This is a genomic window from Agathobaculum butyriciproducens (genome assembly GCA_003096535.1).
Classification (GTDB): domain Bacteria; phylum Bacillota; class Clostridia; order Oscillospirales; family Butyricicoccaceae; genus Agathobaculum; species Agathobaculum butyriciproducens.
Genome location: QEKJ01000004.1, coordinates 1 through 22,555, shown reverse-complemented (window position 1 = coordinate 22,555; position 22,555 = coordinate 1). Strand labels below are relative to the sequence as shown.

20 protein-coding genes and 2 tRNA genes are annotated in these 22,555 nt (G+C 55.7%); 12 read left to right on the top strand and 10 right to left on the bottom strand.

Translation table 11 applies throughout. The features are described 5' to 3' along the window. Positions 1 to 71 precede the first annotated feature (71 nt). Positions 72 to 797, bottom strand: coding sequence for a 30S ribosomal protein S2 (rpsB, locus tag C7386_RS04950; protein ID WP_110436512.1), 726 nt, complete (start codon positions 795 to 797; stop codon positions 72 to 74). Between the two features lie 598 nt (positions 798 to 1,395). Between rpsB and C7386_RS04945 the strand changes: the two genes are divergently transcribed. After that, positions 1,396 to 2,256, top strand: coding sequence for a polysaccharide deacetylase family protein (locus C7386_RS04945; protein WP_133241571.1), 861 nt, complete (start codon positions 1,396 to 1,398; stop codon positions 2,254 to 2,256). Beyond that, entirely contained in the window at positions 2,257 to 2,502 is a 246-nt protein-coding gene (locus C7386_RS04940; RefSeq protein ID WP_110436514.1) for a YlmC/YmxH family sporulation protein, read from the top strand. 215 nt (positions 2,503 to 2,717) lie between these two features. Here the strand turns inward: C7386_RS04940 and C7386_RS04935 are convergent, their stop codons facing one another. Both C7386_RS04935 and C7386_RS04930 read right to left on the bottom strand, forming a co-directional pair. Next, entirely contained in the window at positions 2,718 to 3,272 is a 555-nt protein-coding gene (locus tag C7386_RS04935; RefSeq protein ID WP_116704940.1) for a FumA C-terminus/TtdB family hydratase beta subunit, read from the bottom strand. 2 nt (positions 3,273 to 3,274) lie between these two features. Further along, complete coding sequence (locus C7386_RS04930; RefSeq protein ID WP_116704939.1) at positions 3,275 to 4,021, bottom strand: GumC domain-containing protein; 747 nt, start codon at positions 4,019 to 4,021, stop codon at positions 3,275 to 3,277. A 373-nt stretch (positions 4,022 to 4,394) separates the two neighbouring features. Between C7386_RS04930 and ilvA the strand changes: the two genes are divergently transcribed. The 5 genes from ilvA (at position 4,395) to C7386_RS04905 (ending at position 12,409) form a co-directional block, all read left to right on the top strand. Further along, complete coding sequence (gene ilvA, locus C7386_RS04925) at positions 4,395 to 5,606, top strand: threonine ammonia-lyase (protein ID WP_110436517.1); 1,212 nt, start codon at positions 4,395 to 4,397, stop codon at positions 5,604 to 5,606. A gap of 390 nt (positions 5,607 to 5,996) precedes the next feature. Next, a complete protein-coding gene (locus C7386_RS04920; protein ID WP_110436518.1) occupies positions 5,997 to 8,348 on the top strand; it encodes a phosphoketolase family protein in 2,352 nt (783 codons plus the stop codon). A gap of 653 nt (positions 8,349 to 9,001) precedes the next feature. Next, positions 9,002 to 9,373, top strand: a complete 372-nt coding sequence (locus C7386_RS04915) for a GntR family transcriptional regulator (RefSeq protein ID WP_116704938.1) — start codon at positions 9,002 to 9,004, stop codon at positions 9,371 to 9,373. Beyond that, on the top strand, positions 9,370 to 10,269 hold the full coding sequence (locus C7386_RS04910; RefSeq protein ID WP_110436520.1) for an ABC transporter ATP-binding protein: 900 nt from the start codon (positions 9,370 to 9,372) through the stop codon (positions 10,267 to 10,269). Before C7386_RS04915 ends, C7386_RS04910 begins: the two co-directional genes overlap by 4 nt. A 19-nt stretch (positions 10,270 to 10,288) precedes the next feature. Then, on the top strand, positions 10,289 to 12,409 hold the full coding sequence (locus tag C7386_RS04905; RefSeq protein WP_116704937.1) for a DUF6449 domain-containing protein: 2,121 nt from the start codon (positions 10,289 to 10,291) through the stop codon (positions 12,407 to 12,409). 1,084 nt (positions 12,410 to 13,493) lie between these two features. On the opposite strand, the gene C7386_RS04900 is transcribed toward C7386_RS04905, so the two are convergent. The 5 genes from C7386_RS04900 to rpmB all read right to left on the bottom strand — a co-directional run bounded on the left by C7386_RS04900 (position 13,494) and on the right by rpmB (position 15,121). Continuing rightward, positions 13,494 to 13,578, bottom strand: a tRNA-Tyr gene (locus C7386_RS04900). A gap of 21 nt (positions 13,579 to 13,599) precedes the next feature. Then, positions 13,600 to 13,675 (bottom strand) — tRNA-Thr (locus C7386_RS04895). A gap of 147 nt (positions 13,676 to 13,822) precedes the next feature. Then, positions 13,823 to 14,152 (bottom strand): branched-chain amino acid transporter permease, encoded by a 330-nt coding sequence (locus C7386_RS04890; protein WP_116704936.1) that lies wholly within the window; start codon positions 14,150 to 14,152, stop codon positions 13,823 to 13,825. A gap of 2 nt (positions 14,153 to 14,154) precedes the next feature. Continuing rightward, positions 14,155 to 14,841, bottom strand: coding sequence for an AzlC family ABC transporter permease (locus C7386_RS04885; protein ID WP_116704935.1), 687 nt, complete (start codon positions 14,839 to 14,841; stop codon positions 14,155 to 14,157). Positions 14,842 to 14,932: 91 nt separating this feature from the next. Continuing rightward, positions 14,933 to 15,121 carry a 50S ribosomal protein L28 gene (gene rpmB / locus C7386_RS04880; RefSeq protein WP_116704934.1) on the bottom strand — a complete coding sequence of 63 codons (189 nt, stop codon included), beginning with the start codon at positions 15,119 to 15,121 and terminating at the stop codon, positions 14,933 to 14,935. A gap of 264 nt (positions 15,122 to 15,385) precedes the next feature. Here rpmB and hprK point away from each other — a divergent pair, with 264 nt between their 5' ends. The 5 genes from hprK (at position 15,386) to C7386_RS04855 (ending at position 20,340) form a co-directional block, all read left to right on the top strand. After that, the gene (gene hprK / locus C7386_RS04875; RefSeq protein ID WP_110436525.1) at positions 15,386 to 16,318 is read left to right on the top strand and encodes an HPr(Ser) kinase/phosphatase; all 933 of its coding nucleotides are present in this window, start codon (positions 15,386 to 15,388) and stop codon (positions 16,316 to 16,318) included. 97 nt (positions 16,319 to 16,415) lie between these two features. Then, entirely contained in the window at positions 16,416 to 16,931 is a 516-nt protein-coding gene (locus tag C7386_RS04870) for a hypothetical protein (RefSeq protein WP_165815468.1), read from the top strand. Positions 16,932 to 17,099: 168 nt separating this feature from the next. Then, positions 17,100 to 18,497, top strand: a complete 1,398-nt coding sequence (locus tag C7386_RS04865) for a stalk domain-containing protein (RefSeq protein WP_165815467.1) — start codon at positions 17,100 to 17,102, stop codon at positions 18,495 to 18,497. Positions 18,498 to 18,518: 21 nt separating this feature from the next. Further along, positions 18,519 to 19,367 (top strand): hypothetical protein, encoded by an 849-nt coding sequence (locus C7386_RS04860; protein ID WP_116704933.1) that lies wholly within the window; start codon positions 18,519 to 18,521, stop codon positions 19,365 to 19,367. A 76-nt stretch (positions 19,368 to 19,443) separates the two neighbouring features. After that, positions 19,444 to 20,340, top strand: a complete 897-nt coding sequence (locus C7386_RS04855; RefSeq protein ID WP_110436529.1) for a hypothetical protein — start codon at positions 19,444 to 19,446, stop codon at positions 20,338 to 20,340. A gap of 308 nt (positions 20,341 to 20,648) precedes the next feature. Here the strand turns inward: C7386_RS04855 and gltA are convergent, their stop codons facing one another. Next, positions 20,649 to 22,043, bottom strand: coding sequence for an NADPH-dependent glutamate synthase (gene gltA / locus C7386_RS04850; RefSeq protein WP_110436530.1), 1,395 nt, complete (start codon positions 22,041 to 22,043; stop codon positions 20,649 to 20,651). 2 nt (positions 22,044 to 22,045) lie between these two features. Beyond that, positions 22,046 to 22,555: sulfide/dihydroorotate dehydrogenase-like FAD/NAD-binding protein (locus C7386_RS04845; protein ID WP_116704932.1), on the bottom strand; the 510-nt coding region annotated here is incomplete at its 5' end.

Sequence of the window (22,555 nt, the reverse complement as noted above, 5' to 3'; positions counted from 1 at the left end):
ACAACGAACACCGGCGCGCCGGGTCGTCGCGCCCTACGAACAACTCACTGAATGTTATATTGAGTTATGAATTACTCAGCCTTTGCGTCAGCCTTAGCCTCAACCTCGAGCTGCTCGCCCTGCTTGCCTTCCAGAACAGCGTTAGCCATGGTCTGGGAGATCAGCTTGATAGCGCGGATAGCGTCGTCGTTGCCCGGGATAACGTAGTCGATCTCGTCCGGATCGCAGTTGGTATCAACGATTGCAACGATCGGAATGCCCAGCTTGCGTGCTTCTGCGATCGCGTTCTTCTCCTTGCGGGAGTCAACTACGAACAGAGCGCCCGGAAGCTCCTTCATTTCCTTAACGCCGCCGAGGTACTTCTCGAGCTTAGCGATCTCGAGCTGGAGCTTGATAACTTCCTTCTTCGGGAGCAGATCGAAGGTGCCGTCAGCCTGCATCTTCTGCAGCTGGTTCAGACGAGCGATACGGGTACGCATGGTCTTGAAGTTGGTCAGCATGCCGCCCAGCCAACGTGCGTTAACGTAGAACTGACCGCAGCGCTCAGCCTCTTCCTTGATTGCGTCCTGTGCCTGCTTCTTGGTGCCGACAAACAGGATGGACTTGCCGGAAGCTGCCATATCGCGTACGAAGAAGTATGCTTCCTCGAGCTTCTTTACAGTCTTCTGGAGGTCAATGATGTAGATACCATTGCGCTCGGTGAAGATGTAGGTAGCCATTTTCGGGTTCCAACGACGGGTCTGATGGCCGAAGTGTACGCCGGCCTCCAGCAGCTGCTTCATAGAAATTACTGCCATTTTGTTTTTCCTCCTTGGTTTTTCCTCCATCCCTGATCATCTGACAGCGGCAACAGAACGAGCGTCCCATCACCGACCGCTTTCATCACGGGATGTGTGAATTCATGCTATGATAGTTTACACCAATGGGAGGGGGATGTCAAGAGGAAAGTTGAAAATTGAGGATGGAAAATGGAGAATGGAGAATGAACGATACGGTTTACGGCGTTTCCCCGAGTTTGGATTACATTAAATATACCGTATCGAATGATTGGAATGCTTTGCGGTCAATTAAATGAATATCGTAGGGTGCGACGACCTCGGCGCACTGTTTCTAACGATTGTAACGTGCGTAACCGTAGGGGCGACCAGTGTTCGCCCGCAGCGCGACCGGAGCCTGCGCAAGGAGCGGCCGCGCATCCGGTTAACCATAGTGTGGGAGGCCAATGGCCTCCCCTACGGGGTAGATGTTGCAGATGAATTTACATACGGTGCGCCGAGGTCGTACCCCAGGGCACCTTCTCTTGCGGCTTTGCCGCAATTCACCTTGTCGCACCCTACGATAAAACCGGTAATGAAATATTTTTCGCTGCATAAATTATGACAGGAGGGGATTTCTTTGCGATTGGGTTTTCGTCACACCGCGTTTCAGGCGGTATGCACGGTTTTGGTTTTATGCTTTGCGCTCGGACTGCTTGAGCGTGCCGACACGGTGCAGCCGGTATTCGGGGAGGACAGCGTGCGCGTGCCGATTCTAATGTACCACAGCATTCTCAAGGACAGCGCACGGCAGGGCAAGTATGTTATCTCGCCGGCGGTTTTGGCGGCCGATCTGGACGCCTTGCAGGAGAAGGGGTATACCGCCGTAACGGTGAGCGATCTGCTGGCGTATGTACAGGACGGCGCAGACCTGCCGGAGAAGCCGGTGATGATCACCTTCGATGACGGCTACTACAACAACTACATTTATGCCTATCCGCTGCTCAAACAGCGCGGAATGAAGGCGGTTGTGTCCATCATCGGCAGCCAGACCGCGCTTTTCACCGACAACGGAGAGGAAAACGCCTACTGGTCGCATTTGCGGCTTGACCGCCTGCGCGAAATGCAGGATGTGTTTGAGGTGCAGAATCATTCGTGGAACCTGCACGAGTACGGCGAACGCCGCGGCTGTCTGCGCCGCAGAGGCGAGGACGAAACGCGCTATGAGACGCTGCTCCGCAAGGATACCGAGCAGACGCAGACGCTTATCACGGACGCCGGACTGCCCGCGCCAACCTGCTATACCTATCCGTTCGGTGCGTGCTCCAAAGAGAGCGAAACGCTGCTCAAAAGCATGGGCTTCCGGTGTACGCTCGGGTGCGAGGAGCGCGTCAATACCGTTACACGCAATCCGGACTGCCTGTTTGAGCTGGGGCGGTTCAACCGTCCGGCAGGGCAGAGCACGGAAAGTTTCCTGCACCGCGCGTTAGGAGAGGATTAAATGCAGAATACCATGCGATTTTCCGAACTGCACTGCCGTGAGGTGATTAATCTGTGCGACGGAGCACGGATGGGCGAGGTGAGCGATCTGCTGTTCGATCCGGTCTGCGGACAGATTACCGCACTTGTCGTGCCCGCGCAAAGCGGCATTGTCGGGCTGTTCTCCAAAAATGACTGCGTTATTCCGTGGGGATGCATTGAAACCCTTGGGGAGGACTATATTCTGGTCCGGTACAGACCGAAATAGGGAGGAGGTAGGAGTGGGTGATGATAAACTTTTTCCGTAGGGCGGGCTGCCCTCAGCCCGCCGTTCGTAACGGCATGCAGATGATATACGCGGCGGGCTGAGGGCAGCCCGCCCTACGGTATAGGTAAATCATAAGGAAAACTCCTTACTCCTATCTCCTAACTTCTGCCTTGCACAGGTAAAAGAAAAAGGCGGACAACCGTCCGCCTTTTGGCTCAATCCTTCTTATACTTTGCAACGCCCTCGGTGTAGAGGTTGCCGCCGACCGAATCCTGCGACACGATGGCGGAGAAATTCTCCACGGTGAGACGCTTGACCGACTCACAGCCCAGCTCGTCATACGCGATGACCTCGACATTCTTAATGGATGCCGCCTTCGCCGCGCCTGCGCCGCCGATGGCTACCATATAAACCGCGCCGTTGCGCGCCATTGCGTCCTGCACGCCCTGACCCCGCACGCCCTTGCCGATCATGCAGGCAAGACCTGCATCGAGCAGACGCGGTGCGAACGGGTCCATACGGCCGGAGGTGGTCGGGCCGACCGAGCCGATGACCTGACCCGGCTTTGCGGGGGTCGGTCCGGCGTAGTAGATCGCCGCGCCGTCGAGGTCGAACGGCAGCTTGTCGCCTGCGTCCATCGCGGCAACGATCTTCTTGTGTGCGGCGTCGCGCGCGGTGTAGACCGTGCCGGTCAGCGTTACGGTGTCGCCCGCGCGCAGCTTCGGCGCCATTTCCTTGAGCTGTTCGGTTTTCAAATCGTAGTGTGCCATGCTTATTCCTCCGTTTTCGGGCGCAGATTGTTCAGAACCTCACGCAGTCCGTTTTTTGTCTTGTCCGGCTCGGGATGGGGCGCCTCGCCGTCCTTTTTGCCGAGCGACGCGCTGATCTTGTCAATTTCACCGAGCACCTCACCGGCCTTGCGGGCCAACTCGGCGGATTCCTGCTGGTTGCGTGCCAGCACGGTGCGGTAGTTCTCCTTGGTGGCATCCAGCTGGCGGCGCACCTGCTCGATAGTCTCCATCGACTTGCGGCGCAGCTTCTGCAGCTCAACCTTGGCATCCTCCTCGATCTGCTTGGCGCGCCGGTACGCGGAAAGCTCCATCTCGGCGATCTTCTCTCTGGTCGCATCGTATTCGCCGCATTTGGCCGACAGCTTAGCGTTCTCCGAGGTCAGCCGATCGTTTTCCGCCGCAAGCTGCGCCGCACGGGCGTTCTGCGCCTCGATCTCGGTCGCCTGAAGGGAAAAACCGCTTTCGATCTGGTCCAGCTGTGCGCGGATTTTATCGGTATCCAGCGTCATTTCGCCCAGCCGCTCGAGCAGCTCGGCGTTCTTTGCGGTAAGCGCCTCGTTCTGTGTGCGCAGCTCGTTCATCGCGGACTGAGCCTCGGTCAGCTGAGAGCGCAGCTCGGCGGTCTCGGTGTAGTATTTCGTGTCGGTTTCTTCTATGTAATGCATTACGTCCTCGCGGTTAAAGCCGCCGAAGATGGCACTGCGGAATCCACGGGTTTGCTCGTCCATTGCAGTTCCTCCCACAATAATCTAATTTACAGTATAACAAATTCATGTAGAAATGGCAACAAAATTGAGAATTGAAAATGGAAAATGGAAAATTAACGCATCGTTCAACCGGTTCCGCAGGGCGGGGCACGCCGGAGCGGCTTCTCTGGCCCTTGCGGACAATTCACCGTGCCGCACCCTGCGGGATACCGATTGAACAAGATTGCACGATGCGATCATTCTCGCAATGCACACACACCGCGGGGAATGCGGATTCTTTGTACATATTGAACAGAATGATATAATAATGTAAGGTAATGTGCCCGAATATCTTGCAATCAAAAATGGAAAGTGATATTATAAATCTATCTTGCAAAAACGAGGAAGATGCTCAATGTTAGAATTAAAAGATTTCGAGGCAGCTGCGGACCGACTGAAAAACGTCATCCACAACATTCCGCTGTCTACGTCCTGCACCTTCTCCGCCATGACCGGCGCAGAGGTTTATCTGAAGTACGAAAACCAGCAGAAGACCGGCTCCTTTAAGGTGCGCGGTGCTTACAATAAGATTATGAAGCGCTTCGCTGAGGGCGACCTGCACGCCGTTGTTGCGTCCTCTGCGGGCAACCATGCACAGGGCGTTGCCTTTGCGGCAACCGCTGCCGGTGTAAAATCCACCATCGTTATGCCGCGTTCCGCGCCGATCGCCAAGGTTTCCGCAACCCAGGGCTACGGTGCCGAGGTTGTTCTGGCGGGCAACATTTACGATGAAGCCTATGCCAAGGCATGCGAGATCTGCGAGGAGACCGGCGCAGAGTTCATCCACCCGTTTGACGATGAGGATGTTATGGCAGGTCAGGGCACCATCGCGCTGGAAATCCTGCGCGACCTGCCGGGTGTTGACATGATCTTCGTTCCGGCCGGCGGCGGCGGACTGATCTCCGGCGTGGCTGCCTGCGCAAAGCAGATCAACCCGCGCATCCAGATCATCGGCGTACAGGCTGAGGGCGCACCGGCGATCGCAAATTCGTTCCGCACCGGTGAGCGCACTCCGTCCGATACCGTGCACACCATCGCTGACGGTATCGCCGTAAAGACCCCGGGCGAAAAGACCTTTGAGTATATCAAGCAGTATGTGGACCGCGTTGTCACGGTTTCCGATGACGAGATCGCTTCCGCTGTTCTGCTGCTGCTCGAGCGCTGCAAGCAGGTTGTTGAGACCTCGGGTGCGGCTCCGCTCGCGGCTGTACTCAACAACAAGGTGGATGTAAAGGGCAAAAAGGTCGTATGCGTGCTGTCCGGCGGCAATATCGACGTATCCTTTATTCACAAGATTGTGGAAAAGGGCCTGATTACCCGCTGCCGTCAGCTGAAGTTCTCTGTGCTCATGCCGGATGCACCGGGCGCACTCGAGCATTTCTCGCACATCGTTGCACAGCAGAATGCCAATATCATCCTGTTCCAGCATGACCGCGTACAGACGGACCTCGAGATCGGCGAGGCGATTATCCATGTCGTCTGTGAGGTCGGCGGCGTTGACCACGCCAAGCGCCTCATCGACACCCTCACCGATGATGGCTATAAGGTGTTTACTTCGCAGATTTGATAAAAATGCAATGAAATTACAGCGTTCCGCTTGAATAGAGCGGGGCGCTGTTCTTTTTTCGGAATAATGGAGAATGGAGAATGAACGCTGTGGTTTAACCTTCTTCGCATTGCGATATCATCGTATGAAATGTATACCCCAGGACACCTTCTCTTGAGGCTATGCCGCAATTTTCCATTCTCCATTCTCCATTTTCAATTATGCCTGCCTCCTCACTCCTGCCTGAATCAATGACAAATGTAATATTGACAAGTAAATAACAATGTGCTATTATCTCAGCGTGATAAGGAATGAAAAAACAGGTGGACGCTTTATCGCATTATTTGCCTTAAAACGGATAGACTAATAAAACCAAGCATACAGTCAATCGCAGAAAGGAAGCATTACGCTATGGCAGCACACATCAACGACGAAATGCTGAACAAAATGGACGCATACTGGCGGGCGGCAAATTATCTTGCAGCCGGTCAGCTTTACCTGCTCGATAACCCGCTGCTCAAGGAGCCGCTGAAGCCCGAGCACATCAAGAAGAAGATCGTCGGCCACTGGGGCACGGTGCCCGGTCAGAACCTGATTTACGTTCATCTGAACCGCATCATCAAGCAGTATAATCTGGATATGATCCTGCTGTCCGGTCCGGGTCACGGCGGCAACTTCTTCGTGGCGAACACCTACCTCGAGGGCACTTACAGCGAGGTTTACCCGAACATCAGCGAGGACACCGAGGGCATGAAGCGCCTGTTCAAGCAGTTCTCGTTCCCGGGCGGCATTGCCAGCCACGTTGCCCCGGAGACCCCGGGCTCCATCCACGAGGGCGGTGAACTGGGTTATTCTCTGGCGCACGGCTTCGGTGCGGTGCTGGATAACCCCGACTTGATCGCAACCGTGGTTGTCGGTGACGGCGAGGCGGAGACCGGCCCGCTGGCAACCTCGTGGCACGGCAACAAGTTCCTCAATCCGGTGACGGACGGCGTTGTTCTGCCGATCCTGCACCTGAACGGCTACAAGATCTCCAACCCGACCGTGCTGTCGCGCATTCCCGAAGAGGAGCTGCGCAAAATGCTCGAGGGCTGCGGCTGGAAGCCGTATTTCGTCGAGGGCGATGAGCCGATGAAGGTACACCGCGCACTGGCGGACACGCTCGACACCGTAACCGAGGAAATCCTCGCCATCCGCAAGCATGCGCGCGAGACCGGCGACACGACCCGTCCGATCTACCCGATGATCGTGCTGCGCACCCCGAAGGGCTGGACCGGTCCGAAGAACGTGGACGGCAAGCAGATCGAGGGCAGTTTCCGCGCGCATCAGGTGCCGCTGATGATGGACAGCCCGGAGCACCTGCCCATGCTCGAGCAGTGGCTGCGCAGCTACCATCCGGAGGAGCTGTTCGACGAAAACGGCAAGCTGATTCCCGAACTCAAGGCGCTGGCGCCGACCGGCGAGCACCGCATCGGCGCAAACCCGCACGCCAACGGCGGTCTGCTTATGCACCAGCTGCGTCTGCCGGATTTCCGTGATTACGGACTGAATGTTCCGGCTCCGGGCAGTGTTGAGGGTCAGGATATGATCGAGCTTGGCGCTTATGTCCGCGATGTCATCAAGCTGAACATGGACAGCCGCAACTTCCGCGTATTCGGCCCGGACGAGACCATGTCCAACCGCCTGAGCCACATTTTCGAGGTCACCGACCGCGAGTGGAACGCCGAGCGTCTGGACACCGACGAATTCCTGTCCGCAAGCGGCCGCGTGATGGACGGCATGCTGTCCGAGCACATGTGCGAGGGTTGGCTTGAGGGCTATCTGCTGACCGGCCGTCACGGATTTTTCGCAAGCTACGAGGCGTTCATCCGCATTATCGACTCGATGGCGGCACAGCACGCCAAGTGGCTCAAGGTCTGCAACGGCCTGCCGTGGCGTCAGCCGATCGCGTCGCTCAACCTGATTCTGGCTTCCAACGTATGGCAGCAGGACCACAACGGCTTTACCCATCAGGACCCGGGTTTCCTTGACCACATCGCCAACAAAAAGGCGGATGTTGTCCGTCTGTACCTGCCGCCCGATGCAAACTGCCTGCTCAGCTGCTTCGATCACTGCATCAAGAGCCGCAACTATGTCAACGTCATCGTGGCTTCCAAGCATCCGCGTCCGCAGTGGCTGACCATGGAGCAGGCTGTGCAGCACTGCACCCAGGGCATCGGCATCTGGGAGTGGGCGTCCAACGATCAGGGCGCAGAACCGGACGTTGTTATGGCGTGCTGCGGCGAGACACCGACGCTCGAAACGCTGGCTGCCGTATCCATCCTGCGGGAAGAACTGCCCGAACTCAAGGTTCGCGTTGTCAACGTGGTTGACCTGATGAAGCTGCAGCCCGAGCGGGAGCATCCGCACGGCCTGTCCGACGCCGAGTACGACATGCTGTTTACCAAGGATAAGCCGATCATCTTCGCCTTCCACGGCTACCCGACGCTTGTCCATGAGCTGACCTACCGCCGTCATAACCGCAACCTGCACGTTCGCGGCTACAGGGAGGAGGGCACCATCACCACGCCGTTCGATATGCGCGTGCAGAATGATATCGACCGCTTCCACCTCGTCAAGGACGTTCTGCTGCGCCTGCCGCAGCTTGGCAACCGCGGCGCGTACCTCTACCAGAAGATGAGCGATAAGCTGGTGCAGCATCAGCAGTATATCACCGAGTACGGTGAGGATATGCCGGAAGTCCGCGAGTGGAAATGGAAATAATGGAGAATTGAAAATGGAGAATGACCGTGAAGGGATGGTTCTCCGCAGGGCGCACATTGTGCGCCCTTTTCTTTTGCCTGTTGATAGGGGTAAAATGTGGGTTTTCATTTGTCCTGCTGTTAGAAATGGGAACCGCAGGCAATGTCATAACATAGTATTAACCCAAATGCAATGCTGAAAATCATTGCACAAACCATACCGTAGGGTGCGACAAGGTGAATTGCGGCATAGCCGCAAGAGAAGGTGCCCTGGGGTACGACCTCGGCGCACCGCATCAAACGATTGACATAAATTCAATGGATTGATATAAATTGAACGAATATCGTAGGGCGGGGTGCCCTCACCCCGCCGTGTAACCGATAGGCACATGCGTAATCGTAGGGGCGCCCACGCACCCGTTTAATCATAACGTGGGCGGCCGATGACCGCCCCTACGGGATAAATATTGCCGGTGAATTTACATTCGGCGGGGTGAGGGCACCCCGCCCTACGGAAATGGTTTATCGATGCGTTAATTCCTAACTCCTAATTACTAATTTTGCACAGGTTTTCTCTTGACACCTCGTCAACTGTATGCTATTATCTAACTGTACTAAAACACGCAGTACAGTTGATACACTCTCAAATCAACAAAAGGAAAGGAGGCGCGTCAGGTGATTAAAATCGACTATCGGGATGCCCGACCCATCTATGAACAGGTGGTGGACGGCATTGAGGGACTGGCTCTGCGTGGGGCACTGCCAGCGGACACCCAGCTGCCCAGTGTACGGCAGCTTGCGATGGAACTGTCGATCAACCCGAACACAATACAGCGCGCTTACGGAGAGCTGGAACGCCGCGGTGTGATCTACGCCGCAAAAGGACGGGGAAATTTTATATCGGACAATGCAGCGGCACTGCGTTCCCAGAGGCTTAACGAACTGGGTGAGCAGATTACCGCACTGGCCGGTCAGGCGCGCTCACTCGGGGCGACCGAGGAGCAGCTGCGCGGCTGGGTAGAGAGGAAAGGAGAGAGCGAAACATGATTACGGCAACTAACGCGACCAAGCGGTTTGAGGACATCACGGCGGTCGATCACATCTGCGCGGAAGTCAAGGACGGTTCGGTCTACGGCCTGATCGGCTCGAACGGCGCGGGCAAGTCCACGTTCCTGCGCATGCTGGCCGGCATTTTGCAGCCGGATGAGGGCACGGTGCAGATCGACGGAGCGGACATTTTCGAGAACATTGCGATGAAGGAACGGTTTTTCTTCATTTCGGATGAGCAGTTCTTTTTCCCGAACAGCACGCCGAAGGAAATGAAAAACTACTACAAGCGCTTTTACAGCAAATTCGATGAAGCGCGCTACCGCAAGCTGATGAACGGCTTCGGTCTGGACGAAAACCGCAAGCTGCGGACGTTCTCCAAGGGCATGAAAAAGCAGGTTTCGGTCATCTGCGGCGTATGCAGCGGCACGGACTACTTATTCTGCGATGAGACGTTCGACGGTCTCGACCCGGTCGTTCGCCAGACGGTAAAGAGCCTGTTTGCCGAGGATGTAGCGGACAGAGGTCTGACGCCCATCATCGCCTCGCACAACCTGCGTGAGCTGGAGGATATCTGCGACCATGTCGGTCTGCTGCATCGCGGCGGCATCCTGTTCTCGCGCGATCTGGACGACATGAAGCTCGGCATGTACAAAATGCAGTGCATTTTCCCGAATCCGCTGCCGGATTCCGCGTGGGAAGGCTTTGACATTCTGCACAAGGAGCAGCGCGGCTCGCTGTACACGATTACGGCGCGCGGCAGCCGGGAAGAGCTGCTCGCCAGGGTGAACGCGCTGAACCCGACCTTCTGCGAAATGCTCCCGCTGACGCTGGAGGAAATTTTTATCAATGAAACGGAGGTGGCAGGCTATGATGTCAAGAAACTCCTGTTCTAAGGGTCTCGTACGGGATTGCATGAAACGCAATCTGTGGGCCATCGTGCTGTCCACGGTGGGATTCTTTATGGCGCAGCTGCTGCCGGTGATTATGACGGCGCAGCACAGCCTGGCGGCACATAAGCAGGATCTGGTCAATCTGAGTGCGGCAGATGCTGCGGCAAGCTGGCAGGGATATGTGGAGAGCGTCGGTGAGATGCTCGGCGGACAGAATGTGTTTGTCAAGCTGGCCGTCATCATTCTGGCGGTCACCTGCGGTGTGAGCATGTTCGCGTACCTGCACAATCGCCGCAAGGTGGATTTCTATCACAGCCTGCCGATTTCGCGCAGCCGCCTGTTCGCGGTGGACTATGCGACCGGTGCGCTGTGTGCGCTGGTGCCGTACCTCGTGCTGCATGCGCTGAGCATTGTCAGTGCATGTGCGATGGGCTTCGGTGAGGTGGTCAACGCATCGCTCATCGGCGTGATCGCGTCCAACGTCATTTTCTTCTTCCTGCTGTACGCGATGGCGGCTGTTACGACCATCCTGTGCGGCAATACGGTCATCACGCTGCTGCTCGGTCTGTGGGTGTACTTCGGACCGACACTCGTAACCGCACTGTGGCAGAGTCTCAAGAGCATGTTCTTCCAGACCTATGTGATGGATGCTTCCATGGCTTCGCTGCTGTTCTGCAACAAGTTTGCACCGCTGATTCAGTATTTCGGCGTAAACGGCACGAAAATGCATAGCTGGGCAGTGGAGCCTATCTGTGCGATGGATTACTCCGCCGGGCTGCAGGAGTCGAGTGCTATCGGTCTGCTGATCGGCTATGCGGTTGCGGCGATCGTTATCACCGCACTGGCACTGTTCCTGTTCCGCATCCGCAAGAGTGAGCGGGCGGGCACGGCACTGGCATTCAACCCGATCAAGCTGCCCGTCAAGATTATTATCTGCGTGGTTATGGGTACGGCGTTCGCTGAGATTTTCAAAATGCTGGTCTACGAATCCGAGCTGTGGTTCTGGGTCGGTCTGGTGCTCGGCACGGTCATTTTCCACTGCGTGGTGGAGATTATTTATGCGTTCGACTTCCGCGCCATCTTCCGCAAGCCGCTGCAGCTGGTTATCATCCTTGCAGTGCTGTGTGCGGGTCTGCTGACCATGCAGTCCGACGTGTTCGGCTACGACAAGTGGCTGCCGGATGAGGGCAGCATTGCAGCGGCAGCGCCGATGGGTTACGTCGGTGAATCGGCACTGCTCAGTGAGCCGGAAAACATCGCGGCAGCGCGGCAGCTGGCGGCGCTCGGCGTGGAAAGCCTGAATAATACGGATGAAAATGCACAGAAGGAGTGCATCACCGTCACCTTCAAGCTGAAGAACGGCAAGGTGAAGAGCCGTTCGTATGAGCTGCCGGCCACAGACGAAGTGTTCACGCTCAAAAAGCAGATTTACCAGTCCGCAGAGTACAAGCAGAAGACGTGGTCGCTGTTTGCGCTCGGCGAGGTCAACGAGGGTTACCACCGCAACATTGTTTTTTACACCAACGGTGACGGCTACAACGGCGTCGGCACACTCAGCGACTCGCAGAAGGCGCAGGAGATCATTGACACGCTCAAGGCAGAGACGCTGACCCACACCGGTGATGCCATGCCGGTGCTGTGCATGGAATTCTTGCAGCAGAACAACGACGATTATTACAGCGAGGGTGCCGTATGCGTGACCGACAAGGACGTAAAGACGCTTGCACTCATCAAAAAGTACGCCAATATCGTTCCCAAGGCTGTCAGCGCGAAAAACGTAAAGCTGATTACACTGAGCATCTATCTGCCGGATAAAGACTTCTGGCAGGGCGTGCAGGTGACCGACCGGGCGGACATTGACGCGCTGCTCAAGAACGCGGTCAACATTGACGCAATGAATCTGTACGGCAGCGATGCGATGGCGTATGGCATTATGAAGCAGTTTGCCCGCAGCAACGTATCCGTGACCTACACGGACGAAAAGGGCGACGAGTGGAACGCAAGCGCAGGCTACACCGAAGAGGATTATCCGAAGGATATCATCGAGAAATACCGTGCACAGGCCGAGAAGGACGCGGAAAACGGCGTCGAGTCTGCACAGGACGGTGATGTTGCCTATACGACGGAAGTAGCTGTCGGATAAGAAAGCGCGGTATCATCTGTTTCCGCTCGGGCTGTTCCTGCCGCTGTTCTGGCGGTGGTTCGAGCGGGCAGCACCGCTTGTCTGCTGGCTCGTCATCATCGCGGCAAGTACAATATCCGATCTGCTGATTCTGTGGTAGGAGACAGCGGGTCGCAGGATAGAGAGTAATATACGGAAAACAGGCACACCGAGAGGTGTGCCTGTTTTGGGTGTAATAGGATGAAAATACGAGGCAAATACACAAAAACCGCCCCGAAGAGCGATTTATTGACAGTATGAAGCCATGTATGCTATAATGAAGCTGCTGATATGAAACGGCGAGGTTATCCCCTGGAATAAGGGGGTGACGCGCATGACAACAATGGAGGTACTTACGCTTCTGATGCTGCTTGCGACGGTTGTCTTCGGTATTTTGAACCTCAAGAAATAACCGCCACCTAAAAAGGCAGCGGCGTTTTCCTCAAGCTCTAAACTTGCAACGGGGAACGACCGCACCCGACATGTGAAAGCCGTTCTTATATCAGTATTATAAACGGACGCTCCGGTTTTGTCAAGTGATGAAACCGGAGCGCTTGTTTGTTGAGAGACATGGTTTTGCACCATATATCCCGTAGGGCGAACACACCCACCGCAGTGGGCGTCCAGCGAGCAACCGCCGTAGGCGGCTCTTAGCGAGTCGGAGTGTTTGCCCACGAATCGTATGATTTCGCGCACCCTACGGGATAACGTCGCAAACGGCAATATATCGTTCCAAATAGCCTGTACAGGTTGATTTCGCTATCGAACAACCTGTTCTTCCCTTCAGATTGGGCGCGTGCTGACTTGGCGTTCCTTCGGATTGGGCGCGTGCCTGCCGGGATTGGCTATTGCCGCCCATGGTCGCACTGCCACACGCGTGCCTGCCCGTCCGGTGGTGGATTCGCTTTGCTGCGGTAACAACCATTAAATATTTTAGAGGTTGTCGGCCTACGGGCAAGCCACGCCGGTTGAAACGTGCCACTGGCACGTTTCTAAGAGCCGGCTTTCGAATCCATTCCACCTGACACCAAAAAAGAACCGATACTCGAATGAGTATCGGTTCTTTTGGTGGAAGGTGGTGGATTCGAACCACCGAAGTCATAGACGACAGATTTACAGTCTGTTCCCTTTGGCCACTCGGGAAACCTTCCATATTCAATTACCAGCTTGATTGGAGCTGGTGGACGGACTTGAACCCCCGACCTGCTGATTACAAATCAGCTGCTCTACCAACTGAGCTACACCAGCGTTTTGTCAAGCCGTCTGTCTCAGCGACTTATATATAATAGCATGCAAAGCGCGAATTGTCAACAGCTTTTTACAAAAATCTCGAAAATCTTTCGGAAAAACACAGCGGGCAGATTCACCGAGGAAAATCCGCCCGCGAATTCCTAATCAAACGAACACATTTTGTATGAGCACCATGTAAAGCACCGTGCCGACGCCGATGGACAGCAGGTTATTATGCTTCCAGATATGCAGCAGCGCCGTGATGGCGATGCACAGCAGCTCGGGAATACCGTGGGTACCCGTCACCCAACCGACGTTTTTCAGGCAGTACACAACCAGCAGCGCGATGACTGCGGGCGGCAGGGTAGAGCCGAGGTATCGGATGATCGGCGGGATGGGCTTGGAGCCGTTGAACAGCAGGAACGGCGCAACGCGCGTTGCAAACGTGCAGACGGCTGCCACGGCGATCATGGCGATAGCATAAACAGTTGTCATAATCAGGCGACCTCCTTTGCCAGACGGCCGCGCATAGCGACCAGCATGACGCAGATTGCGAGCATGGCGGGCAGGATGAAATTGTCCGGCCCGAGGATGGCGAGCGACACAGCTGCCGCAGCCAGCCCCATCAGTGCGGGGATGTGGCACTTGGTGCTCTGCCACTGCTCCACGAAGATAACCGTGAACAGCGAGGTCATGGCAAAATCAATGCCGGTGGTGTCAAACGGCAGTATGCCGCCGATGATCGTGCCGAGCACGCCGCCGAGGATCCAGTAGCTATGGTCCAGCATGGCGATCCAGAAACGCATATCGCCTGCATCAATGCCCTCGGGCGTCTTGACCGAGCACAGCAGGGAATAGGTCTCATCGGTCAGCGAGAAGATCATGTACCACTTGCGGCGGCCCATCTCATGAAAAGTCTCCAGAAAGGACAGACCGTAGAAGATATGCCGGCAGTTGAGCAGCAGCGTCATCACCGCAACGGTAACAAGGGACGCCTTGGCCGCCAGAAGCGACACAAGCAGATACTGTCCCGAGCCTGCGTAGATGCTCAGGCTGCAGAAGAAGGACCAGATCGATCCGAAGCCGATATCGCGCAGCATAACACCGAATGCAAAACCGATGAACAGATAGCCGCACAGTACGGGTATCGTGGCGGTAAAGGCAGGACGAAACGCCTTTTTCATGGAAATCACCTACATACTATAAGGGTAAAAGAAAAGCGCTCTGCGAACAGAGCGCTTTGGCATTTCAACGTAAACGCACAGATCGTTAAAATCAGATAGCGCGGGTAACCTTGCTGGAACGGAGGCACCGAGTACATACGTTGATATGGCGGGGAGTACCATCGACCATAGCCTTTACGCGACGAACGTTCGGCTTCCAGGTTCGATTGGAACGACGGTGAGAGTGGGAAACCTGAATACCAAAGGTCACACCCTTATTGCAAATATCGCACTTTGCCATTTTCCTGCACCTCCTTCTTTCGGGCATTGCATAGCAGATATTATATTACCACATGTATAGAATGAATGCAAGCATTTTTTTCAGAAAAAGAGAAAATTTCAAGTTTTCCTGCGGTCCGTGCGGAAATCGTTGAAAATAACAGGGAAATAGGGTATAATACAGCTATATCTACTTTATGTATTATACTATGTATTATACAGCAATAAAACAGCAGAGTAAAGAGGATATAGAATACCTGCCACAGCGGAAGGGAGCATTATACTTATGCAGTTAAAAGAATTCGGTGTCAGCTTGGGCGATCTGATCCATGAATTTAATTTTGAGGTCGTTTACGGTCCGGAGGGCTTTGAAAAGACCGAGATCACCAAGGACGACGTAAACCGTCCCGGTTTGCAGCTGGCAGGATTTTTTGATTATTTCGATCCGAACCGTATCCAGATCATGGGCAAGGTTGAGTCCAGTTATGTAGAGGGTCTGTCGAGCGAGGAGCGCCGCAGCCGTTTCGACCGTCTGTTCGAGACCGGCATCCCGGTGCTGCTGCTCTCGCGCAATATTGACGTATTTCCGGAATGCCTTGCGGCTGCACAGGAGCACGGTGTGCCGATCCTCCGTACCAACGAGTTTACCTCTACCATCATGAGTGTGATCGTCGCCTTCCTCAAGGTAAAACTTGCACCGCGTGTTACGCTGCACGGCGTACTCATCGAAATCTACGGCGAAGGCGTGCTTCTGCTCGGTGACTCCGGTGTCGGCAAGTCCGAGACCGCGATCGAGCTGGTAAAGCGCGGCCACCGTCTGATCGCGGACGACGCGGTTGAGATCAAGCGTGTATCCGACAAGACGCTCGTCGGTACGGCGCCCGAGGTTATCCGCCACTTTATCGAGCTGCGCGGCATCGGCATCGTTGACGTTCGCCGTATCTTCGGTATCGGCGCGATCAAGATGACCGAAAAGGTTGAGCTTGTCATCAACCTCGAGCCGTGGGAGGACGGCAAGCAGTACGACCGTCTCGGCATGGACAGCCAGACGACCTCCATCCTCGATATCGCGGTTCCGAGCCTGACTATTCCGGTAAAGCCCGGCCGTAACCTTGCCGTTATCATCGAGGTTGCAGCGATGAATGACCGTCAGAAGAAGATGGGCTTCAACGCCGCGAAGGAGCTGCAGGAGCGTATGCTCAAGCAGTACGGCAACTGATAAAAGGTAAATAAGGCAGTACAATTCAAACGGTATTGCCTTGAAAATTTAATAAAAGGTGGGGATCTTTATGAAAAAAGCAGCGGTATTGGTATGTATGGCGTCTGTTCTTCTTTCGGGATGCAGCGGTGCCGGTGGGGAAAAGGTGTCGCAGACGGCGGATTCCTGCGCGCAGGCAGTCGCGTCCGAGCTGGCAAAGACCGACTGGACGGCAGTCAGCACGGATACAAACAGCGAGGATGCTGCGTATGTGATGGCGCATACGGACACGGTCGCACTCGACAGGCTGATCGCGTTTACACTTACAGCCGATGGCGGGCCGAGTGAGGGCGCGTGCGAGGAGCTGCGGAGCCGTTTTCTGGAATCGCCGCACACTGTTCTGGCGTATCTGGTGCTGATGGGGGATCAGACGGTATCGTCGGACGACAGCACACCGGCAGCAGAGTTCATCTGCGGGCAGATTGCCTCGGCGGATGCCGCATGGCATGACGGCTCGGAGGAGTTTGCACAGGTAATGGAATCGTGCAAAGCCGACTATCCGGAAGGACCGGCGGCGGAGCTGCTGAGCAAAATGGAGACGGCGCACGAAGCCTCTCTGGAACGAAATAAATAAGGTATGCAGGCAAAAGCGTGACTTTGATGGTCATGTCTTTTGCCTGCGTTTTCTTTTAGGGAAAACGACTAAACAGAGCGGATGTTTTTTGTTGCACTCACCGAAAGAAAACCGGGAACAAAACCGCTCCCGGACCGTCTAACTGGGTATAAAAAGGAGGTAGTGATTATGATGGAGAAAAAACGAATGGCGGCATTGCTTGCAGCGGTGCTGTTCGGCATGAGCGCGATTCCCGCCGGAGCAGTGAACCTGATCGACACGGACGCGGCAGCGACCGACTCCGCCGAGCACGCGGAGCTTGACCTGTACGGCGTGCGCGCCACAGTAACCGACAGGCAGGACGGCGAGCTGACCGTCAGCACCGAAACCGCAGGCACAGTTGTGGTGCACATTGCGGAGCAGACGATCATCATGGACACGCAGACCGGTCTGCCGGCAGGCGCACAGGATATCAAAAAGGGTGACGAGGTGTACCTCTACTGCGGGGAAATGATGGCGCTGTCCGAGCCGCCGCAGGTGTATGCCAAGGCGATTCTGGTCAATCTGACCGACGAACACGAGCCTGCAAGCCTGCTGTCTGCCGAGCAGGTGAAGAGGAACGCGGACGGCAGTCTGACTGTGCAGGCAAGCGACGGCGGCCTGACGCTGAACATTGCACGGAATGCGTCTGTTACGCCGTTCGGCACGAAAAACAAGGCAAAACTTGAGGATATCCGCATGGGAACCCGTTTTTTTGCATGGTATGATACGATTCTGGAATCCTATCCGGCACAGGCGAGCACGGACAAGGTTGTGCTGCTGCCTTCTGAGGACGATACGTTCGCCATCGTCATTGAGGGCGATATGGTCGCTGGTGAAGGCCGCATGACGAACGGCGTGGCTATGGTTCCGCTGCGCCTGACCGCCGAGCTGTGCGGCTTTACGGTCAAGTGGAACGCCAGGGACCGCACGGTGCACCTCACCAACGGCACGGTGCAGACGACTGTGACCATCGGTCGGGATGCGTATTTCCGCGCAACCGCACTGCCGGACGCGGACGGCATGAGCCGCCCGGGAGCACTCGGTGCCGCGCCCTATATCGCGCAGAGCAGAACGTGGGTTCCGGCTGAATTGTTCGGTCTGCTCGGCGAGCAGATTGAGATGCGCGGGGACGCGCTGTATCTCGGCGGGGTGCCGAATGCTTTCACCGGAGAAGCCGATGAGACGAATGCGTTTAACATCGTGTGCAAGGACAAGACGCTCGACAAAGGGCGCATGGAAAACGGCGTGGCTATGGTGCCGCTCCGTGAGGTCGGCGAAGCCCTCGGCTACACCGTGACGTGGGACATAGAGAACCGTCAGGCGAAGATGAACAACGGCAAGGTTATGACGCATATAAACATCGGTGAGGATTCCTATATCCGTTCGGTGATGAACGGCGACGGCACGGAAGCACCGGTTTCGTTCGGCGCGGCGCCGTATTTCGCTGATGGCAAGACGTGGGTTCCGGCAAAGCTGTTTGAACTGCTCGGAGAACAGGTTGAAATGAAGGGGAATACTCTGTATCTCGGTGGAACGGAGAACTAAATACGAGAAAGGATGACCGCCATGAAACGAAAGTGGAAAGCCTGCCTGTGCATAGCCGCGTTCCTGCTGGCCGTGCTGCCGGTCTCCGCAAGCGCGGATTCGGGCCCGAAACCGCAGATCACCATTCAGGTGCAGAATGCGCCGGACGGCGATTATTATGTTGACCTGCTCATTCCGGGCGAGGTACCCGAGCGATGCATCGACAATATCGAGTGGAATCATATCGACCGTGCGTCGCTGCCGCTGGATGCGCTGGAGCGCGACCGCATGGACGGTTGGCACTATGCCATGCTGGACGGCACACAACCGCCTCTGTTTTACAATCATCCGGACAAGGACACGTTTGTGTTCAGCTATTTCGGCACGCCGGACACGTTTCGGATTGCGGTTTATGATGATTCTCAGCAGAAAGTAAACTTTTCTGAGGTGATGAAGCGCACACAGCTGCAGCAGATATTCACCTTTGACTTTGCGGATAATACGGTAAAAACCGGAAATCCGCTGCTGACATATTTCAAACAGTTTGCGTCCTCGCTGCTGCCGACGCTGCTGCTTGAGGGAATCCTGCTGCTGCCGTTCGGCTTCTGGGACAGGCGCAACGCAAAGCTGTTCTTCGTCGTCAATATCGGCACACAGCTGCTGCTCACAGTCGTAACGGCGGCCTGCATGTGGATCGGCATGCCGTTCTACCGGTATCTGGTATTTGCGCCGCTGGAGCTTGTGATTTGGATCATCGAGGCTGTTGTTTACCGCAAACGGCTGCAGACCCGGCGGGAGACGGCTCATCCGATCGCTTACGCGCTGTGCGCCAACGCACTGAGCGCAGCCGCGACTTTGTTCAGCGTGCACATGGTATTTCCGTGGGTTTGAGTGAAAAGAACACAGGTTCTTTTGCGTATTCCGGCATTTTGTGGTATGCTATACGGAGCAAAGGAGGCGAGCGGCCGTGTCAGCCAAAGCATACTATCATCTGCCCGGATTGTTTGAATTTTACGAGTTTTACCGCGCATTCCTGCCGTTATACCGCGCAAATCGTGACTGGTTTTATGACTGGTGTGAGATTGGGTCCATTTACGGCGCACCGGCGGACTGCCTCTGGGGAGGCGGACGAGCGGGTTTCGGTGAGTGCGGCGCACGCGAAGCGCTGGCTCTGGCACAGGAGTACGGCGTTTCCGCGCGGCTGACATTCAGCAATTCGCTTCTGCGCGAGGAACACCTGTCCAACCGCAAATGCAATGCACTCTGCGAGCTGTTTTCGCAGGCAAACGGCGTGCAGAACGGCGTAATCGTGCATTCCGAGCTGCTGACCGACTACCTGCGGACGCAGTATCCGGCGTTGTACCTCGTGTCATCTACGACCAAGGTGCTGACCGATTTTGAAGATTTCCGGCACGAGCTGGACAGGGAAGAATTTCGGTATGTCGTGCCGGATTTTCGATTGAATAAACGGTTTGAGGAATTAAACGCCTTGTCGCAGGTGCACAAAGATAAGGTGGAATTTTTGTGCAATGAGTGCTGCTGGTTCGGGTGCAATGACCGCAAACGCTGCTACGAGGTTGTCAGCCGCAAAAATCTCGGCGAGGACTGCGAGCACCGGTGTAAAGCACCGGATGCACAGAGCGGCTATCGGTTCTCCAAGGCGATGGAAAATCCGGGATTCATCGGCGTTGATGCTGTTCTGCGGACGTATCTGCCAATGGGATTTTCGCAGTTCAAGATCGAGGGCAGAGGACTGGGAAGCGCGCTGATCCTCGAGTTTTTGCTGTATTATATGACAAAACCGGCGTATCAGCTGCGCGTGAGAGAAGAAATTTATCTGGATAATATGTTAGACCTGTTTTAACGCATAAGAAAAGAACCTGCCGTAAGACAGGTTCTTTCAGTCTGTAAAAAAAGTATTATTTTAATTTTTACGCTTCGTGCGGCAGCACGCATAAAGTAGAATTTGCGGAGCAAATTCATAAAAAGTCGGGGCGTGTACCTGACTTTTTATACAAGGGAAGAAAAAATGTGCCCGCAGGGCGCGGTTTTTCTTCAGTATTCGCTCGAAAGCGTGGTTTCAAGCGAGAGGCTGCTCGAAAAACGAAGTTTTTCGACAGTCTCAAAGAACCTGCCGTAAGACAGGTTCTTTTTCGCATAAGCAAGCAGAAATTACTTGTTCTTATTCTTGATGTACTCGTCCATTGCAGCCGCAGCGCGCTTGCCTGCGCCCATTGCGAGGATAACGGTAGCTGCGCCGGTAACGGCGTCGCCGCCGGCGAATACGCCGTCCTTGGAGGTGATGCCGTGCTCATCGTCAGCCACGATGCAGCCCTTGCGGTTGGTTTCCAGACCCGGCGTGGTGTGACGGATCAGCGGGTTCGGGCTGGTGCCGATTGCCGCGATAACGCAGTCCAGATCAAGCACAAACTCGCTGCCCTCGACCGGAATCGGACGGCGGCGGCCGGATGCGTCAGGCTCGCCCAGCTCCATCTGCTGGCACTTGAGGCCGGTGACGTTGAAGTTTTCGTCAGACAGTACCTCGAGCGGAGCGGTCAGGAACTTGAACACAACGCCCTCTTCTTTCGCGTGGTGAATCTCCTCGAGACGAGCCGGAAGCTCCTTCTCGGAACGGCGGTATACGATGTAAACCTCGTCCGCGCCCATGCGCTTTGCACAGCGGGCGGCGTCCATGGCTACGTTGCCGCCGCCGACTACTGCGACCTTCTTGGCGTGATAGATCGGGGTGTCGGCGTTTTCCTTGTACGCCTTCATCAGATTGATGCGGGTCAGGTATTCGTTCGCGGAGTAAACGCCGTTTGCGTTCTCGCCCGGAACACCGATAAAGGTCGGCAGACCGGCACCGGAGCCTACAAAGATAGCCTCGTAACCGTCACCGAACAGCTCGTCGATGGTCTCAGAACGGCCTACAACGAAGTTCAGAACAAACTCAACACCGAGGTCCTTCAGCGTGTCGATTTCCTTCTGCACGATAGTCTTCGGCAGACGGAACTCCGGAATGCCGTACATGAGTACGCCGCCGGCGGTGTGCAGTGCCTCGAAAACGGTAACTTCGTAACCCATACGAGCCAGATCGCCTGCACAGGTCAGACCGGCCGGGCCTGCACCAACGATGGCAACCTTGTGACCATTGGACTCCGGCTTGACTGCCTTTTCGGTGCTGTTTTCGCGGGCATAGTCTGCAACGAAGCGCTCCAGACGGCCGATGGCAACGGCCTCACCCTTGATGCCGCGTACGCAGTGGCACTCGCACTGGCTCTCCTGCGGGCATACACGGCCGCAGACAGCGGGCAGTGCGGAGGTCTCCTTGATCTTGGCAGCCGCCTCGAGGAACTTGCCCTCGGCAACCAGAGCGATGAACTCCGGAATCTTAACCTGTACTGGGCAGCCGGTCATGCAGGGCTTGTTCTTGCAGTTCAGGCAGCGCTGTGCTTCCTCGACCGCCATTTCAGCGGTGTAGCCGAGCGTTACCTCTTCAAAGTTCTTATTGCGGACGTCCGGTGCCTGCTCGGGCATCGGGCACTTCTTCGGATTCATATTCGGCATGATTACTTGACCTCCTTCTTGAACAGATTGCAATGCTCCTCGCGGCGCTCTACCGCCGCGCGCTCCTGTGCCTTGTACATGGCACCGCGGCGCATTGCACTGTCAAAATCAACGAGGTGACCGTCGAAATCCGGGCCGTCAACGCATGCGAACTTGGTCTCGCCGCCAACGGTAAGACGGCAGCCGCCGCACATGCCGGTACCGTCAACCATGATGGTGTTCATGGAAACGATGGTCTTGATGCCGTACGGACGGGTGGTCTCGCAGACAAACTTCATCATGATCATCGGGCCGATGGCGATAACGGCATCGTACTGGTTGCCCGCGTCGATCAGCTCCTTGAGCACCTGCGTAACCAGAGCCTTGCGGCCGTTCGAGCCGTCATCGGTCACGATGTGCAGGTTGGTGCAGGCGTTCTTCATCTCGTCCTCGAGGATGATGATGTCCTTGTTGCGGAAACCGGCGATCAGGTCAACCTCAGCGCCCATTTCGTGCAGCTTCTTTGCCTGCGG

What these genes read in the sequence shown, in the direction of transcription:
- rpsB (WP_110436512.1), bottom strand. Translation starts at nt 797, where the DNA reads ATGGCAGTAATTTCTATGAAGCAGCTGCTGGAGGCCGGCGTACACTTC.
- C7386_RS04940 (WP_110436514.1), top strand. Translation starts at nt 2,257, where the DNA reads ATGCAGAATACCATGCGATTTTCCGAACTGCACTGCCGTGAGGTGATT.
- C7386_RS04935 (WP_116704940.1), bottom strand. Translation starts at nt 3,272, where the DNA reads ATGGCACACTACGATTTGAAAACCGAACAGCTCAAGGAAATGGCGCCG.
- C7386_RS04930 (WP_116704939.1), bottom strand. Translation starts at nt 4,021, where the DNA reads ATGGACGAGCAAACCCGTGGATTCCGCAGTGCCATCTTCGGCGGCTTT.
- ilvA (WP_110436517.1), top strand. Translation starts at nt 4,395, where the DNA reads ATGTTAGAATTAAAAGATTTCGAGGCAGCTGCGGACCGACTGAAAAAC.
- C7386_RS04920 (WP_110436518.1), top strand. Translation starts at nt 5,997, where the DNA reads ATGGCAGCACACATCAACGACGAAATGCTGAACAAAATGGACGCATAC.
- C7386_RS04910 (WP_110436520.1), top strand. Translation starts at nt 9,370, where the DNA reads ATGATTACGGCAACTAACGCGACCAAGCGGTTTGAGGACATCACGGCG.
- C7386_RS04905 (WP_116704937.1), top strand. Translation starts at nt 10,289, where the DNA reads ATGAAACGCAATCTGTGGGCCATCGTGCTGTCCACGGTGGGATTCTTT.
- C7386_RS04890 (WP_116704936.1), bottom strand. Translation starts at nt 14,152, where the DNA reads ATGACAACTGTTTATGCTATCGCCATGATCGCCGTGGCAGCCGTCTGC.
- C7386_RS04885 (WP_116704935.1), bottom strand. Translation starts at nt 14,841, where the DNA reads ATGAAAAAGGCGTTTCGTCCTGCCTTTACCGCCACGATACCCGTACTG.
- rpmB (WP_116704934.1), bottom strand. Translation starts at nt 15,121, where the DNA reads ATGGCAAAGTGCGATATTTGCAATAAGGGTGTGACCTTTGGTATTCAG.
- hprK (WP_110436525.1), top strand. Translation starts at nt 15,386, where the DNA reads ATGCAGTTAAAAGAATTCGGTGTCAGCTTGGGCGATCTGATCCATGAA.
- C7386_RS04870 (WP_165815468.1), top strand. Translation starts at nt 16,416, where the DNA reads ATGGCGTCTGTTCTTCTTTCGGGATGCAGCGGTGCCGGTGGGGAAAAG.
- C7386_RS04865 (WP_165815467.1), top strand. Translation starts at nt 17,100, where the DNA reads ATGATGGAGAAAAAACGAATGGCGGCATTGCTTGCAGCGGTGCTGTTC.
- C7386_RS04860 (WP_116704933.1), top strand. Translation starts at nt 18,519, where the DNA reads ATGAAACGAAAGTGGAAAGCCTGCCTGTGCATAGCCGCGTTCCTGCTG.
- gltA (WP_110436530.1), bottom strand. Translation starts at nt 22,043, where the DNA reads ATGCCGAATATGAATCCGAAGAAGTGCCCGATGCCCGAGCAGGCACCG.